Source organism: Pseudomonas sp. UC 17F4 (genome assembly GCF_900101695.1).
Classification (GTDB): domain Bacteria; phylum Pseudomonadota; class Gammaproteobacteria; order Pseudomonadales; family Pseudomonadaceae; genus Aquipseudomonas.
Map to the genome: position 1 here is coordinate 3,658,296 of NZ_FNKV01000001.1, position 14,576 is coordinate 3,672,871.

14 protein-coding genes are annotated in these 14,576 nt (G+C 64.8%); 11 read left to right on the plus strand and 3 right to left on the minus strand.

Annotation, left to right across the window (positions count from 1 at the left end; translation table 11 throughout):
* Positions 1 to 6: 6 nt before the first annotated feature.
* The 4 genes from BLR26_RS16820 to BLR26_RS16835 all read left to right on the plus strand — a co-directional run bounded on the left by BLR26_RS16820 (position 7) and on the right by BLR26_RS16835 (position 5,490).
* Positions 7 to 1,500, plus strand: a complete 1,494-nt coding sequence (locus tag BLR26_RS16820) for an aldehyde dehydrogenase (protein ID WP_093382848.1) — start codon at positions 7 to 9, stop codon at positions 1,498 to 1,500.
* 76 nt (positions 1,501 to 1,576) lie between these two features.
* Positions 1,577 to 3,016 (plus strand): APC family permease, encoded by a 1,440-nt coding sequence (locus BLR26_RS16825; protein ID WP_093382853.1) that lies wholly within the window; start codon positions 1,577 to 1,579, stop codon positions 3,014 to 3,016.
* Positions 3,013 to 4,395 carry an aspartate aminotransferase family protein gene (locus tag BLR26_RS16830; RefSeq protein ID WP_093382857.1) on the plus strand — a complete coding sequence of 461 codons (1,383 nt, stop codon included), beginning with the start codon at positions 3,013 to 3,015 and terminating at the stop codon, positions 4,393 to 4,395. Before BLR26_RS16825 ends, BLR26_RS16830 begins: the two co-directional genes overlap by 4 nt.
* A gap of 54 nt (positions 4,396 to 4,449) precedes the next feature.
* On the plus strand, positions 4,450 to 5,490 hold the full coding sequence (locus BLR26_RS16835) for an ABC transporter substrate-binding protein (protein ID WP_093382862.1): 1,041 nt from the start codon (positions 4,450 to 4,452) through the stop codon (positions 5,488 to 5,490).
* 90 nt (positions 5,491 to 5,580) lie between these two features.
* On the opposite strand, the gene BLR26_RS16840 is transcribed toward BLR26_RS16835, so the two are convergent.
* Positions 5,581 to 6,492, minus strand: a complete 912-nt coding sequence (locus tag BLR26_RS16840; protein WP_045200925.1) for a LysR substrate-binding domain-containing protein — start codon at positions 6,490 to 6,492, stop codon at positions 5,581 to 5,583.
* A gap of 191 nt (positions 6,493 to 6,683) precedes the next feature.
* Between BLR26_RS16840 and BLR26_RS16845 the strand changes: the two genes are divergently transcribed.
* On the plus strand, positions 6,684 to 6,896 hold the full coding sequence (locus BLR26_RS16845; RefSeq protein ID WP_093382866.1) for a hypothetical protein: 213 nt from the start codon (positions 6,684 to 6,686) through the stop codon (positions 6,894 to 6,896).
* Here BLR26_RS16845 and BLR26_RS16850 read toward each other — a convergent pair.
* Entirely contained in the window at positions 6,893 to 7,600 is a 708-nt protein-coding gene (locus BLR26_RS16850) for an MgtC/SapB family protein (protein WP_045200921.1), read from the minus strand. The two genes, BLR26_RS16845 and BLR26_RS16850, sit on opposite strands and share 4 nt — an antisense overlap.
* Before the next feature lie 459 nt (positions 7,601 to 8,059).
* On the opposite strand from BLR26_RS16850, the gene BLR26_RS16855 reads away from it, so the two are divergent.
* The 6 genes from BLR26_RS16855 (at position 8,060) to BLR26_RS16880 (ending at position 13,659) form a co-directional block, all read left to right on the plus strand.
* A complete protein-coding gene (locus BLR26_RS16855; RefSeq protein WP_093382871.1) occupies positions 8,060 to 10,207 on the plus strand; it encodes an FUSC family protein in 2,148 nt (715 codons plus the stop codon).
* Entirely contained in the window at positions 10,197 to 10,397 is a 201-nt protein-coding gene (locus tag BLR26_RS16860; RefSeq protein ID WP_010226052.1) for a DUF1656 domain-containing protein, read from the plus strand. The genes BLR26_RS16855 and BLR26_RS16860 overlap by 11 nt, the downstream gene beginning before the upstream one ends.
* Positions 10,398 to 10,400: 3 nt before the next feature.
* Complete coding sequence (locus BLR26_RS16865) at positions 10,401 to 11,342, plus strand: HlyD family secretion protein (RefSeq protein WP_045200917.1); 942 nt, start codon at positions 10,401 to 10,403, stop codon at positions 11,340 to 11,342.
* A 54-nt stretch (positions 11,343 to 11,396) separates the two neighbouring features.
* Positions 11,397 to 11,861 carry a sterol desaturase family protein gene (locus tag BLR26_RS16870; RefSeq protein ID WP_093382876.1) on the plus strand — a complete coding sequence of 155 codons (465 nt, stop codon included), beginning with the start codon at positions 11,397 to 11,399 and terminating at the stop codon, positions 11,859 to 11,861.
* 79 nt (positions 11,862 to 11,940) lie between these two features.
* Positions 11,941 to 12,858, plus strand: a complete 918-nt coding sequence (locus tag BLR26_RS16875) for a pyridoxal-phosphate dependent enzyme (protein ID WP_093382884.1) — start codon at positions 11,941 to 11,943, stop codon at positions 12,856 to 12,858.
* Positions 12,859 to 13,659: an AraC family transcriptional regulator gene (locus tag BLR26_RS16880; protein WP_093382889.1), complete on the plus strand. Its 801-nt coding sequence runs from the start codon at positions 12,859 to 12,861 to the stop codon at positions 13,657 to 13,659.
* Between the two features lie 13 nt (positions 13,660 to 13,672).
* On the opposite strand, the gene BLR26_RS16885 is transcribed toward BLR26_RS16880, so the two are convergent.
* Positions 13,673 to 14,569: a TauD/TfdA dioxygenase family protein gene (locus BLR26_RS16885; RefSeq protein ID WP_045200909.1), complete on the minus strand. Its 897-nt coding sequence runs from the start codon at positions 14,567 to 14,569 to the stop codon at positions 13,673 to 13,675.
* Positions 14,570 to 14,576 lie beyond the last annotated feature (7 nt).

Below are 14,576 nucleotides of genomic sequence, written 5' to 3' on the forward strand. Positions count from 1 at the left end.
TCTGCAGTGAACGATTTCAACCAGTGGACCAGCCTGGCGCAACAGCAGCGCCTGATCGACAGCGCATTTATTCAAGGCGAGGCCTGCCAGACCGCAAGTGGCGCACGATTCGAGGTGATCAACCCGGCCACCGGCACATTGCTGGCCCAGGTCACCGCTTGCGGCCAGGCCGAGGTTGACCTGGCCGTGCGCAGCGCCCGCCAGGCCTTCGAACAAGGCCCCTGGGCAAAGATGGCGCCCGGCGAGCGTAAGGCCGTGCTGTTGCGCCTGGCGCAGTTGATGCTCGAGCACCGCGCCGAACTGGCCTTGCTCGACTCGCTGAGCATGGGCAAGCCGGTGATGGATGCCTGGAACATCGACGTGCCGGGCGCGGCCCATGTGTTCACCTGGTACGGCGAAAGCCTCGACAAGCTCTATGACCAGGTGGCGCCGACCGCCAGCAATGCCCTGGCGACCATCACCCGCGTGCCGCTGGGGGTGATCGGGGCGGTGGTGCCGTGGAATTTCCCGCTGGACATGGCCGCCTGGAAACTCGCCCCGGCGTTGGCCGCCGGTAACAGCGTGGTGCTCAAGCCCGCCGAGCAGTCGCCGTTCTCGGCGCTGCGCCTGGCAGAGCTTGCGATTGAAGCGGGCCTGCCCAAGGGCGTGCTCAACGTGGTGCCGGGGCTGGGCGAGGAGGCCGGTCGCGCCCTGGGCCTGCACATGGACGTCGATGCCCTGGTGTTTACCGGCTCCACCGAAGTCGGCAAGTACTTCATGCAATACGCCGCGCAGTCGAACCTCAAGCAGGTGTGGCTGGAATGCGGCGGCAAGAGCCCGAACCTGGTGTTCGCCGATTGCCAGGACCTGGACCTGGCGGCCGAGAAAGCCGCGTTCGGCATCTTCTTCAACCAGGGCGAAGTCTGCTCGGCCAACTCGCGCCTGCTGCTGCAACGTTCGATCGCCGACGCGTTCATCGAGCGGCTGATCGTCAAGGCGCGCCAGTGGCTGCCGGGCAACCCGCTGAACCCGGCAAGCCGCGCCGGGGCCATTGTCGACAGCCGCCAGGCGCAGCGGATCATGCACTACATCGAGCAGGCCCAGGCTGAAGGCGCGCAACTGGTGTGTGGTGGTCGACAGCTGAGTTTCGACAGTTCGAGCAACTTCATCGAGCCGACGATTTTTACCGGCGTCACCGCCGACATGACCCTGGCCCGCGAAGAAGTGTTCGGCCCGGTGCTGGCGGTCAGCGTGTTCGATGACGAAGACCAGGCGGTGGCCATGGCCAACGATCACATCTATGGCCTGGCGGCGTCGCTGTGGACCGACGACCTCAACCGCGCCCACCGCGTCGCCCGGCGGCTGAATGCCGGCACGGTGTCGGTCAATACCGTCGATGCCCTGGACGTCTGCGTGCCCTTTGGCGGCGGCAAGCAGTCGGGCTTTGGCCGCGACCTGTCGCTGCATTCGTTCGACAAGTACACGCAGTTGAAAACGACCTGGATTCAGCTGCGCGGCTGATGGCCTGTGGGAGCGGGCTTGACCCGTGATGAGGCCAGCACAGGCAACACCTAATAACAACAATTCGGAGCACCCGATGAACAGCAATGCAAGCGTGCAAACCGGCGCCCTGGCGCCGCCTGCAAGTCGCAAGAAACTCGGCCTTACCGCGCTGCTGGCGGTGGCCATCGGCCTGGTGGTGTCCCAGGGCGTCATGGTGCTGATGCTGCAAGGTGTCGGCATCGCCGGCCTGGGCTTTATCGTGCCGCTGGGCCTGGCTTACCTGCTGGCCCTGAGTTACGCCTGTTCGTTCTCGGAACTGGCGCTGATGATCCCCCGCGCCGGCAGCCTGAGCAGCTATACCGAAGTCGCCATCGGCCAGTTCCCGGCGATCCTCGCGACCTTTTCCGGCTATATCGTGGTGGCGATGTTCGCGCTGTCGGCCGAGCTGTTGCTGATGGAGTTCATCATCGACAAGGTCTACCCACACTCGATGCCACCGCTTACCGTGGCCCTGGGTGTACTGGCGCTGTTCACTGTGCTCAACCTGTTCAACATCGACATCTTCGCCCGCCTGCAAACCGTGCTGGCGATGGTGATGACCGTGGTGCTGCTGGTGATGGGCCTGAGCGCGATGAACAGCGACATCGTCGCGCCCAACCCGGCGCTGTTCGACAGCGCCCACTGGAACCCGTTGGGCCTGGGGGTGATCGCCCTGACCGCGATGGCGGTGTGGGGCTTTGTCGGCGCCGAGTTCGTCTGCCCGCTGGTAGAAGAAACCCGCCGCCCGGAGCGCAACATCCCGGGCTCGATGATGCTCGGCCTGACCATCATCTTCGTGATCATCTGCCTGTACGGCCTGGGCGCCTTGCTCACCGTGCCGCAGGCGGAGCTGGCCAGCAACGGCCTGCCGCATTACCTGTTCGCCACCACGGTGTTCGGGGAGGCCGGCAAAGTGTTTTTGGTTACCGCCGCGATCACCGCCACCTGCAGCACCCTCAACAGTTCGCTGGCGGCGATCCCGCGCATACTTTATGGCATGGCCCGCAACGGCCAGGCCTTCGGCGTGTTCAAGCGCCAGGGCAAGCGCACCGGCGCGCCCTGGGTGGCGGTGCTGTTCATTGCCGCGGTCACCGGCCTGCCATTGCTGCTGATGCACGACCATGCCGACGCCATCAACCAGCTGCTGTTGTCGGCCGCCCTGGCCTGGCTGCTGGCCTACATCATCACCCACGTCAACGTCATTGCCCTGCGCCGGCGCTACCCGCACGTGGCGCGGCCGTTCCGCACGCCGTTCTACCCGCTGCCGCAGCTGTTTGGCATCGCCGGCATGCTGTTTGCGATCTGGAACGTCTCGCCCAGCCCGGACATGACCTTTTCGATTTTTGCCTACGCAGGCCTGGTGCTGCTGATCGTCTCGATCATCGCCGTGCTGTGGATCAAGGGCGTGATGGGCAAGCCACTGTTCAAGCCCGAGCCGCTGGCAAGCGTGCTGGGCACTCAAACCGATAAAGACCCGCAAGGAGATTCGCAATGACCGCTCACGTCAAACCTGCCCGTAGCACCGGCGATTACCAGGCAGCGGATGCCGCGCACCACATTCATGCCTTTCTCGACCAGAAGGCGCTGAACGCCGAAGGCCCGCGGGTGATCGTCCGTGGCGAAGGCCTGGCATTGTGGGACAACGATGGCAAGCGCTACCTGGACGGCATGTCGGGGCTGTGGTGCACCAACCTCGGCTATGGCCGCAAGGACCTGGCCGCAGCCGCCAGCCAGCAGCTGGAGCAACTGCCGTACTACAACATGTTCTTCCACACCACCCACCCGGCGGTGGTCGAGCTCTCGGAGCTGCTGTTCAGCCTGCTGCCGGCGCACTACAGCCACGCGATCTACACCAACTCCGGCTCTGAAGCCAACGAGGTGCTGATCCGTACCGTGCGCCGCTACTGGCAGATCCTCGGCAAGGCGCAGAAGAAGATCATGATCGGCCGCTGGAACGGCTACCACGGCTCGACCCTGGGCGCCACGGCGCTGGGCGGGATGAAGTTCATGCACGACATGGGCGGGGTGATCCCCGATGTTGCGCACATTGACGAGCCGTACTGGTTTGCCCACGAGGGCGACCTGACCCCGGCCGAATTCGGCCTGCGCGCGGCGCGCCAACTGGAAGAGAAGATCCTCGAACTTGGCGCCGACAACGTCGCCGCGTTTGTTGCCGAACCCTTCCAGGGCGCCGGCGGCATGATCTTCCCGCCAGAAAGCTACTGGCCAGAAATCCAGCGCATCTGCCGGCAGTACGACGTGCTGCTGTGCGCCGATGAAGTCATCGGCGGCTTTGGCCGCACCGGCGAGTGGTTCGCCCACCAGCATTTTGGTTTCGAGCCCGACACCCTGTCGATCGCCAAGGGCCTGACCAGCGGCTACATCCCCATGGGCGGCCTGATTCTGTCCAAGCGCATGGCCGAGGTGCTGGTGGAGCAGGGCGGGGTATTCGCCCACGGCCTGACCTATTCCGGTCACCCGGTGGCGGCAGCGGTAGCAATTGCCAACCTCAAGGCGCTGCGCGACGAAGGCATCGTCAGCCGTGTCAAGCACGAGACCGGCCCCTACCTGCAGCGTTGCCTGCGCGAAGTGTTCGGCAACCACCCGCTGATTGGCGAGGTGCAGGGCGCAGGCCTGGTCGCGGCCTTGCAGTTCGCTGAAGACAAGGCCAGCCGCAAGCGCTTTGCCAACGAAAACGACATGGCCTGGCGTTGCCGCACCCTCGGTTTTGAAGAGGGCCTGATCATTCGCTCGACCCTGGGCCGGATGATCATGGCCCCGGCCCTGGTGGCCAGCCACGCCGACATCGATGAACTGGTCGACAAGACCCGTACCGCTGTAGACCGTACCGCCCGCGAATTCGGTCGCCTGTAAACCCAAAAGTGGCCGGCGCGCGCGGGCGTGCCGGCCTATTAGAGGAACCGCTTCATGTCCAGATTCTTGCGTTGCTGTGTTCCCTTTGCCCTGGTTGTGCTGTGCAGCGCGGTGTCGGCTGCGCCGCAGAACCTCACCGTCATCTCCTTTGGTGGTGCCACCAAGCAGGCCCAGGACAAGGCCTACTTCCAACCTTTCAACGCCAGCGGCGCAGGACGCGTGGTTGCCGGCGAGTACAACGGTGAGCTGTCGAAAATCAAGGCCATGGTCGATGTCGGCCATACCAGCTGGGACGTGGTCGAGGTCGAGAGCCCGGAGCTGTTGCGCGGCTGTGACGAAGGCCTGTTCGAGCGTCTCGATCCGGCGCGCTTCGGCGACCCGGCGCAGTTCGTCCCGGGTACCCTGAGCGAATGCGGGGTGGCCACCTACGTCTGGTCGATGGTCATGGCCTACGACAACGGCAAGCTGGCCAAGGCGCCGAGTTCCTGGGCCGACTTCTGGAACGTTGCCGACTTCCCCGGCAAGCGCGGCTTGCGCAAGGGTGCCAAGTACACCCTGGAGATCGCCTTGCTCGCCGACGGGGTCAAGCCCGAGCAGCTGTATGAAGTGCTCGGTACGCAGCAAGGGGTGAGCCGCGCCTTTGCCAAACTGGACCAGATCAAGGGCAATATCCAGTGGTGGGAAGCCGGCGCGCAACCGGCGCAGTGGCTGATTGCCGGTGACGTGGTCATGAGCGCGGCCTACAACGGCCGGATCGCCTCGGCACAGAAGGAGGGCATGAAGCTCAGTATCGTCTGGCCGCAAAGCCTGTACGACCCGGAATACTGGGCGGTGGTCAAGGGCACGCCGAACAAGGCCCTGGCCGAGGACTTCATTGCCTTTGCCAGCCAGCCACAAACCCAGAAGGTGTTTTCCGAGGAGATTCCCTACGGGCCGGTGCACCGCGAGGCGCTGAAGCTGCTGCCGGCGAATGTCCAGCAACAGTTGCCGACCGCCGAGGCCAACCTGGCCGGGGCGCGGGCGGTGGATGCCGGGTTCTGGGTGGACCATGGCGAGGAGCTGGAGCAGCGCTTCAACGCCTGGGCGGCGCGCTGAATTCATCGCGGGTCAAGCCCCACAGGGGCAGTCCAATCTGTGGGAGCGGCGGTGCGGCGACCCGACTTGCCCCGCGATGCTGTTGAACCGTTAGGCCAGCCAGGCAGCAAACTGCTCCTTGCAGTAATCGACAAACAACTGCGCAGGCTTGGTCAGCTGCGCACGCTTGAGCCAGCCGGCCACCAGCGCGGAGCCTGTGACATCTTCGGCAATCTCCACACAGACCACTTCCTGTCCATCATAGGTGCTGTGGCCATGGGGCTTGGTCACCAGCAGGGCAAAGCCAAAGCCCTGGCCGACCATGCCGCGGACCATCTCGATCGACGGCGAGCTGAAGACGATGTTCGGGCTCAGCTGCAGTTCTTCGAAAATACTCACGAAGTAAGTGCGGCTGGGCTGCACGTCGAGGAGGATCATCGGCTCCAGCGCCAGGTCCCTGATCGAGACCTGCTTCTGCCCGGCAAAGCGATGGCCCGCCGGCACTAGCGCATAGGGGCGCTGGGGCGCGGTCAGGGCTTCGGTTTCAATGGTGCTGTCCAGGTCATGTTCGTAGAAGATCGCCAGGTCGAAGCGCCCGCCGGTCAGGCCTTGCACCAATTCCTGCTGCTCGCCGTCCTGCAGGCGGATCTCCACCCCCGGAAAACGCTGGCGAAAGCCTGCGATCAAGCGCGGCAGGTAGAGCGGGGCGACGGTCTCGAAGCAGCCGATGTCGATCTGGCCACAGACCACGTCGTTGTCGGCCAGGGCGTTCTGCTCGAACTCGCGGGCCATACGCAGCAGTTCCTGGGCCTTGCGGTAGAAGCGTGCGCCACCCGGGGTCAGCGACACGCCCTGGGCGTGATGGCGGATGAACAGCTGCACGCCGAAGCTGTCTTCCAGGCCCTTGACCGCCGTGGAAATCGACGGCTGGGCGATGTACAGCTTGCGCGACGCCTCGGCGACGCTGCCGCATTCAACGGTGGTGACGAAATACTTCAGTTGACGCAAGGTATAGGACGCCACAGTGCACCTCTGGCTGATTATTTTGCTACACGATACCCCCAGGACGGCCCGGTGCTGCAGCGGATTTTGCTGGCCATTGAGCATATTTACCCGGGCCTGCCGTTGATCGCCTGGGTGGCACTGCGGACCCGCGCACAGCCTCGAACCTGTACGGCGCGCATTTCTTGCGCCGCTCTTGCGAGGTAACTGCCATGAGCCAGCCACGTCCCGACGATGAACCCCTGTGGAAAGATCCGCTGAACAACCCGCAACGCGAGCACGATCCGCTCAGCGACCCGAATGTCTCTGACCCGCAGCGGCGCGACCAGCCGGAGGACGTCGAGCGGGTGCCCGACGACCAGCCCCTGGACGATCGCCTGCCCGAACCCGACCAGCCGACCCCGCTGTCGGACGAACGCCGCTAATCGGCGCTCAGCTCGTGCACTTGCCAGCGCACCGAGCTGACGCCTTTCTCCAGGCTCACCCGGCTGACCAGGCGTTCCAGCTGGGTGGGCGCATCGGGGCTGCCCATCAGCTCGGCGCGTACTTCCAGCTTGGCCGGGTTGGCCAGGTCTTCACTGTGCAGCGACTGCAGGCGCAGGCCGCCGTTGCCGAAGCTGTGCAGCATCAGGCTGCGCACCTGGATTTCATCTTCGGCGCGGCAGGTGATGCGCACCTCGAAGCGCTGCTCGGCCTCGTTGGCCGGCAGCACGTCCTGATGATTCAGACGCTGGGCGATGTCGCGCAGCAGGATATTGGCGCAGAGCACCACGCAGCTGCCCAGCGCCGCCTCCAGCAACAGCCCCAGGCTGCACAGCACGCCAATGGCGGCGGTGCACCAGAGCGTCGCAGCGGTGTTCAGCCCGCGTACGTTGAGGCCGTCGCGCATGATCACACCACCGCCCAGAAAGCCGATGCCCGAGACCACATAGGCGGCAACCCGTGAAGCGTCGGTGGCGGCCATGCCCGGCACTGCCTGGGTCATCAGCACGAACAGGCAGGCGCCGGTGCTGACCAGGGCATTGGTGCGCAGGCCGGTCAGGCGCTGACGCAGTTGACGTTCGGCGCCAATCAGCGCCCCGAGTACCAGCGCGACGGTGACGCGCAGCAGAAATACTTTCCAATCCATAGCAAACCTCGAATCCACGGCAATACGCCGCGTTGTCATCGCCAGTCGGCGATGTACGTGAACAAAGAGAATGCGCAGGGCCACGGGCCTTCAACACCGGTGAAGGTGCAAGGTGTGCGGGAAGGAGAATGAGGATTTGTCATCCACAAGGGATGCGAATCGCCACTGACCGCCATGTTCGGCGTGCCAGTGACAGGGGGAACCTGCTGAACTAGCGCGCCGTGTGGACCTGTCGCAATCGACTAGGGCTACTGTCCAATGCAGGACTCCTGTGTAGGCATGCAAAAATGCGGGCGAGAAACTAACCCTCGGGCAGCGCAGGGTCAAGGGTAAAAACATGACAATTGTTGCATTGGCAGCGGATCGTTGCAGATATGCAACGCTGTGGGTCATCGTGTTGTCTTTCCCGGGTGCGCTACAAAAGCTACTGTTCCCTGAAAGGACTTTCGAGAGACCTGTGTGCAACCTTTGATCAATTACTGGCGGCTGGTGCTGCATCCCGGTGCGGATACCCTGCGCTTCGCCTTGCGGACCATCGTTGCCTGCCTGTTGACCCTGTACCTGGCGTTCATCTTCGACCTCGACCAACCGAAGTGGTCGGTGATGGCGGTGTTCATCGTCAGCCAGCCGCTGGGCGGCATGACCCTGCAACGCAGCTTCGCCCAGGTGCTCGGCACCACCCTCGGCGCGGCGGTGGCGGTGTTGATCATGGCGGTATTCGCGCAGGCGCCATTGCCGTTCATTATCACCCTGGCCCTGTGGCTGGCCCTGTGTACCGCCGGCGGCACCTTGCTGCGCTACACCAGCTCGCATGCCTTCGTGCTCAGCGGCTTTACCGCCGTGGTGGTGGCGATGCTGGCGATCCCCGAGCAGGACAACACCCTGATGCTGGCCATTACCCGGGTCACCGAAACCCTGCTGGCGGTGGCCTGCGTGTGTGCGGTGAGCCTGCTCAGTGCACGGCCGCAGGCAGTGGCCACGGGCTATTTTGCCAAGGTCGACAACCTCATCAAACTGATGGCCAGCCACGCTGCGGCGGCGATTCGCGGTGAAGAGAGCGCGGCCGAGTTCAGCAAGCGGCAGATGCAGATCCTTGGCGAGATCAGCGCCCTGGAAGGCCTGCGCCGCCACCTGTATTTCGACGCCCCGCATTTGCGCGGGGCCAACGGCCTGGTGCAACTGCTCGGCAACCAGTTGGTGCTGCTCAGCTCGCGGCTGACGGTGCTGCGTAACCAGAAGCTGATGATCGCCGAGCGCTGGCAGGGCAGTTACCCGGAGTTCATCAGCCGCTTGCTGGCCGACGAGCTGGCTTTTCTCGACCAGCTGGCGCAGCAGGGCCGGGCCTTGCCAGCCGAGGCACGCGAGCATTTCAGCGCCTTGCAGCGGCGTTTCGACCAGGCTGCGCTACAGGCCGAGCAGCTGCAAAGCGACCTGCCAACGCCGCTTCGCTCATTGGCCTGGGCCTTGCGCTGGGAGCAGGCGCGCCTGCTCGAACAGCTCGGCGAAATGCTCGAACTCAGCGATGCCATCCAGGAAGGCCGTGCCGGCGATTGCCTGTACCGCCAGGGCCGCAGCAATCCCTTGCACCTGGACTGGCGCCTGGCGGCGATGAACGCCAGCCGCGCCTTTATTGCCCTGGTCGCGGCCGGGCTGATCTGGATCGAAACCGCCTGGGACGGCGCCCGCGCCGGGATGATTCTGGTGGGCATCCTCTGCTCGTTGATGGCGACCTTTCCGCGCCCGCTGATGGCGGCGCAGAACTACGCCCGCGGCCTGGGCCTGGCGCTGCTGGTGTCGGCGCTGTACCAGTTCTGGCTGATCCCGCAGGTGGTCGATTTCGAAATGCTCGCGCTGCTGCTGTTGCCCTTGCTCTATGTAGTGGCGGTGGGGCTGTCGGGGCCGATGACCGCCGGCATCGGCATGGGCCTGGGCTTGTCGAGCTTCTTGCTGTTCGGCCCGCAGAACATCGGCGCCTGGCAGAACACGGCGATGCAATGGTTCGAATTCGCTGGTGCCTATGTGTGTGGCGCGGCGTTGTCGCTGATGGTGTATGCGTGGATTTTCCCGTTCAACCCGCAATTGCGCATCGAACGGCTGTTTCGTGAAACCCGCGAACAGGTGTATGCCTTGCTCAAGGGCCCGGCCTCGGACGCGCGCCAGTTCGCTTTTGAGAGCCGCATGCTCGACCGCCTGACCCTGATTATCGGCCTGCTGCCAGCGACCCGTGATGAGCGCTCGCGGGGGCTGTTCGAAGTCAACCTGGCGTGCATGGCCCTGGGCGTGGCCTTGCGCCAGTTGCAGGAGCAGGGCAGGGCCAACCCATTACTGCCCGAGGCCCTGCGCGCGCAGCTTGAGCAGGTATTGCGCAACACTGGCCGCTATATCGCCGGGCGCACCGCGCTGGTGCTGCCAGACTTGCTGCAGACCCTGCAGGCGTTGGGCGAGCGCCTGGACAACCTGCACGGCGAACAACTGCAGGCGCCGGCCGAGCAGTTGCGCTCGTTGTTTCGCATTCGTGTGGCGTTGCTGGTGATCGCAGGCTTTTTGCGTCACTACAGCCCCTACCTTGAACCCGCTGCCGAAGGAGCCCCGGCCCTTGCCCATTGATTTCGAGATTGGCGGCGTCTACCTGCCGCCGATCGCCCAGGCCCTGCTGCTGGCCATACCGCTGTTGATCGCCGTGCTCTGGCTGCTGCAAAAGCTTGGGGTGATGCAGCGGGTCTGGCATCCGGCATTGTTTGAAGGCGCGCTGTACGCTTGCCTGTGCGCCTTGATCATCCTGTACATGGGGAGCTGAACCTTGAACAAACTTGTGGCCCAGGTTTCGACCCTGGTTGTGGTGGTACTGGCGCTGCTGCTCGGCTGGTTTGCCTGGGAGCATTACACCCGCGCGCCCTGGACCCGCGATGCGCGGGTGCGCGCCGACGTGGTGACGCTGTCGGCGGATGTCGCCGGGCGCATCGTCAGCCTCAAGGTGGCGGATAACCAGCACGTCGACCAAGGCCAGTTGCTGCTGCAAATCGACCCCGAGCGCTATGCCCTGGCGGTCGAACATGCGCGCCGCGCCATCGAAGTGGCGCGGGCCAGCGAAGGCCTGGCCCAGGCGGCGATCATCTCAAGCCAGGCCCTGCTCAAGCAGCGCCAGAGCGAAGAACAACGGCGCCGCACCCTCAAGCAGGGCTTTGCCATCTCCGGTGAAGAATGGGAGAAATCCAGCACCGACGTGGCCGTGGCCCAGGCCGAACTGATGCGCGGCCAGGCCAACCTGAGCCTGGCCACCGCCAACGTGCAACTGGCCACTGCCGCCTTGACCCAGGCCGAGCTTGACCTGCAACGCACACAGATTGTTGCCCCGGTCAGCGGTTACGTGACCAACCTGCTGACCCGCCAGGGCGACTACGCCACGGCCGGCGGACCTTTACTGGCGCTGGTCGACAGCGGCTCGTTCCATATCAGCGGCTATTTCGAGGAAACCAAGCTGCCGCGCATCCACCCGGGCAGCAAGGTCGACATCGCCCTGATGAGCGGCGAACGCTTCCAGGGCACGGTGCAGAGCATCGCCTACGCCATCACCGACCGCGAAAACGCCCCTGGCAACCGCCTGCTGGCCAACATCAACCCCAGCTACACCTGGGTGAAGCTGGCCCAGCGGGTGCCGGTGCGCATCGACATCGACCCAGGCTTTGCCGGCAAAGCCGACCTGCGGGCCGGTACCACGGCGACGGTGACGGTGCGCGAATAGGGTCGAGGTGGTAGGCTTTGCGGCGTTTCTGCCCAGCCACGCGAAGCTCGACGCATGATCCTCAACCTCGCTGTATTTCTCTGCACCCTGACGGCCATGGAGGGCATCGGCTACCTGGCGCATCGCTACATCATGCACGGCTGGGGCTGGTTCCTGCATCGCTCGCACCATGAGCCGCACCTGGGGGCGCTGGAAACCAACGACGTCTATCTGCTGGCCCTGGCCCTGATCGCCTTGGCCCTGGTGGCCATCGGCCGCGCCGGGCATGCGCCGTTGCAGTGGGTGGGGGCGGGCGTGGCGGCGTTCGGGGTGATCTACGTGATCGTCCATGACGGCATCGTCCACCGCCACTGGCCGTTTGCGCCACGGCCGCGCAACCGTTACCTCAAGCGCTTGTACCGTGCGCACCTTCTCCACCATGCGCTGAAGGGGCGGGATAACAATGTCTCGTTCGGGTTCCTGTATGCACCGCCCATGCACAAGATCAAGCAGCAATTGCGCGCGCGGCGCCGGGGTTGACCCGCAGGCGCGCAATTTCATACAAGATTGTCCGGTGCCGCATGCGTAAGGTAGTAGTGTTCTGTACATGGAGAAGCGTATGAGCCTGCACATCGAAACCCCGTTGATCGCCTCGCGTCCGTTGAGCCTGGCCAGTGGCCTGGAGGTCTGGCTGAAGCTCGACGCGCTGCAGCCCTCCGGCTCGTTCAAGCTGCGCGGCATCGGCGCTGCCTGTGAAGCCTATGCCCAGCAGGGCAAGCGCCGCTTCGTGTCGTCCTCGGGCGGTAATGCCGGCATCGCCGTGGCCGTGGCCGGGCGCATTCTCGGCCTGGCGGTGACCGTGGTGGTGCCGGAAACCACCACCGAGCGGGCCAAGCAACTGATTCGCCAGGAACAGGCCGAGGTGATCGTGCATGGCAAGGCCTGGCACGAGGCCAATGCCCTGGCGCTGTCGCTGATGGGCGAGGATGACGCCTATATCCACCCCTTCGACGACCCGCTGCTGTGGCAAGGCCACGCGAGCATGATCGACGAGGTCGCCGCTACCCGCTTCAAGCCCGATGCGGTAGTGGTCGCGGTCGGCGGCGGTGGTTTGTTGTCGGGGGTCTGTGAAGGCCTGGCGCGCAACGGCTGGGGCCAGGTGCCGGTGTTTGCCGTAGAAACCAGCGGCGCCGCATCGCTGGCCGCGGCCATGGCGCAAAAGCAGCTGGTGGCGCTGGACGGGGTCAACACCGTGGCCACTTCGCTGGCGGCCAAGCAAGTGTGCCAGCGCGCCTTCGAGTGGAGCCAGGAGCGGCCGGTGGTCAGCCATGTGGTCAGTGACCAGGCGGCGCTGGAGGCCTGCGAGCAGTTCCTGCTCGACCAGCGCATCCTGGTCGAGCCCGCCTGCGGTGCAGCCCTGGCCCTGGCGTACGCGCCCACGGCCGAGCTCAAGCAGCACCAGAAGGTGCTGGTGATCGTGTGTGGTGGCGTCACCGCAACCCTCGACCAGATCCGCCAATGGCGCGCGGCCTGCTAGTTGGATAGCGTCGTCCATCAGGCTCCCGGGCATCCAGGCGTACGCCTGATCGATGCCCGTTACCAGCAATTTGCCTTTCCCCGGCATTTTCACCTGGAGTACCACATCGGCCTGATCGTCACCGGCCAGCAGCGCTACGCCGCTGGCGGCACGCGCCAGTTGGCCGGGGCCGGGGACATCCTGCTGATGGCCCCGGAGCACGTGCACGACGGCGCCAGTGCCGATGACCAGGGCTATGGCATCCGTATCCTGACCCTTGATCCTGCCTGGCTGGCCGAGGTCAGCCGTGACCTGAGCGACGGCCGCCAGGGCCTGCCCAACCTCAATGCCTTGCAACTGCGCCACCCGCAGTTGCAGCAGCTGCTTAATGGTTTGCACCAGCCGCACGACCCGCTGGCGTTTGCAAGTCACCTGTGGGAAACCCTGGCGCTGCTGCTCGGGCTGGGTTCCACCCTCAAAGTGAACGAGCACAGCAACGGTTTTGATCCACAGCGTTGGCGGCAGTTGCGTGAATGGCTGGAGTCGCGCCTGGATCAGCCGCCGAGCCTGGAAGAAATGGCTGCATTCGTTGATTTGAGCCCGTGGCAGCTATTGCGCCGCTTTCGCAATCACTGCGGCTTGCCGCCCCAGCAATGGTTGACCCACCTGCGTCTGGAGCGGGCCTTGCCGCGGGTGCTGGCCGGGCAGCCCTTGAGTGAAATTGCCCTGGACCTGGGCTTCTACGACCAGGCCCATTTCAGCCGCCTGTTTCGCCGCACCTACGGCGCGCCACCGCGGGGCCTGAAGGTGCTTAAGCGCTAACCCGGGCGTATTCTCAGCGCCTGGGCACATCACCGGCAACCGTGGTCCGGAACATCTCGCGGCGCATGCCATGGTAGTCAGCGATCGGCAGGTGCCAGGTGCTGCGGTTGTCCCAGATCGCCAGGGTTCCCTGACGCCAGCGCATGCGGCAGGTAAAAGCGGGTGCGCTGGCCAGGTTGAACAGGTAGTCGAGCAGCGGCCTGGCTTCTTCGCTGCGCAAACCCTGGATGCCAACGGTGTAGGCAGGGTTGATGAACAGCACCTTCTCGCCGGTTTGCGGATGACGGGTCACCAGCGGGTGGCTGCGCATGTCCTGCGAGGTGTCGCTGCCATAGTGGATGGCCATGTTTTCCAGCAGGGCGTTGTGGTTGGCGCCGACCCCGTAGGCCCGCTCGGGGCTGTGCAGTGCATCGAGAGTGTCCAGCAGCGCCTGCATGCCCGCTGACAGCCATTGATAGGCCAGTGCCAGGTTGGCGTAGCAGGTATCGCCACCGTAAGGCGGGATGTCGTGGCCGTAGAGCAGGGTGTAGGCCGGCGGGCGCTGCTGGAAGGTCCAGTCGCTGTGCCAGGCGCCACCGAACACGAAGGGCGCCTTCTCGTCGGCCTCCTTGACCACGTGCACCACGTGCGGATGGTCGGCCATGGTGGTCACGTAGGGCTCGCGGCCGAATTCGCCGAACTGTCGGGTGACCCGTTCAAGGTCGGCAAGGCGCAGGTTCTGCTCGCGAATGAACAGCACCTTGTGCGCCAGCAGCGCCTGGCGCAGTTCGACCCAGCCTGCGTCCTCCAGGCGGTTCAAGTCGAGGCCCTCGACGTCGGCACCGAGGGCGCCGGTGCTGGGCAAGACGCGCAAGTGGCGGTAATCGGCTGCGCGGTTGTGGTCGGGATGGCAGTAGATGAATTCGCTCATGACGGAC

Coding starts and splice junctions, on each gene's coding strand:
- BLR26_RS16825 (WP_093382853.1), top strand. CDS start 1,577: ATGAACAGCAATGCAAGCGTGCAAACCGGCGCCCTGGCGCCGCCTGCA.
- BLR26_RS16830 (WP_093382857.1), top strand. CDS start 3,013: ATGACCGCTCACGTCAAACCTGCCCGTAGCACCGGCGATTACCAGGCA.
- BLR26_RS16835 (WP_093382862.1), top strand. CDS start 4,450: ATGTCCAGATTCTTGCGTTGCTGTGTTCCCTTTGCCCTGGTTGTGCTG.
- BLR26_RS16845 (WP_093382866.1), top strand. CDS start 6,684: ATGAGCCAGCCACGTCCCGACGATGAACCCCTGTGGAAAGATCCGCTG.
- BLR26_RS16850 (WP_045200921.1), bottom strand. CDS start 7,600: ATGGATTGGAAAGTATTTCTGCTGCGCGTCACCGTCGCGCTGGTACTC.
- BLR26_RS16870 (WP_093382876.1), top strand. CDS start 11,397: ATGATCCTCAACCTCGCTGTATTTCTCTGCACCCTGACGGCCATGGAG.
- BLR26_RS16875 (WP_093382884.1), top strand. CDS start 11,941: ATGAGCCTGCACATCGAAACCCCGTTGATCGCCTCGCGTCCGTTGAGC.
- BLR26_RS16885 (WP_045200909.1), bottom strand. CDS start 14,569: ATGAGCGAATTCATCTACTGCCATCCCGACCACAACCGCGCAGCCGAT.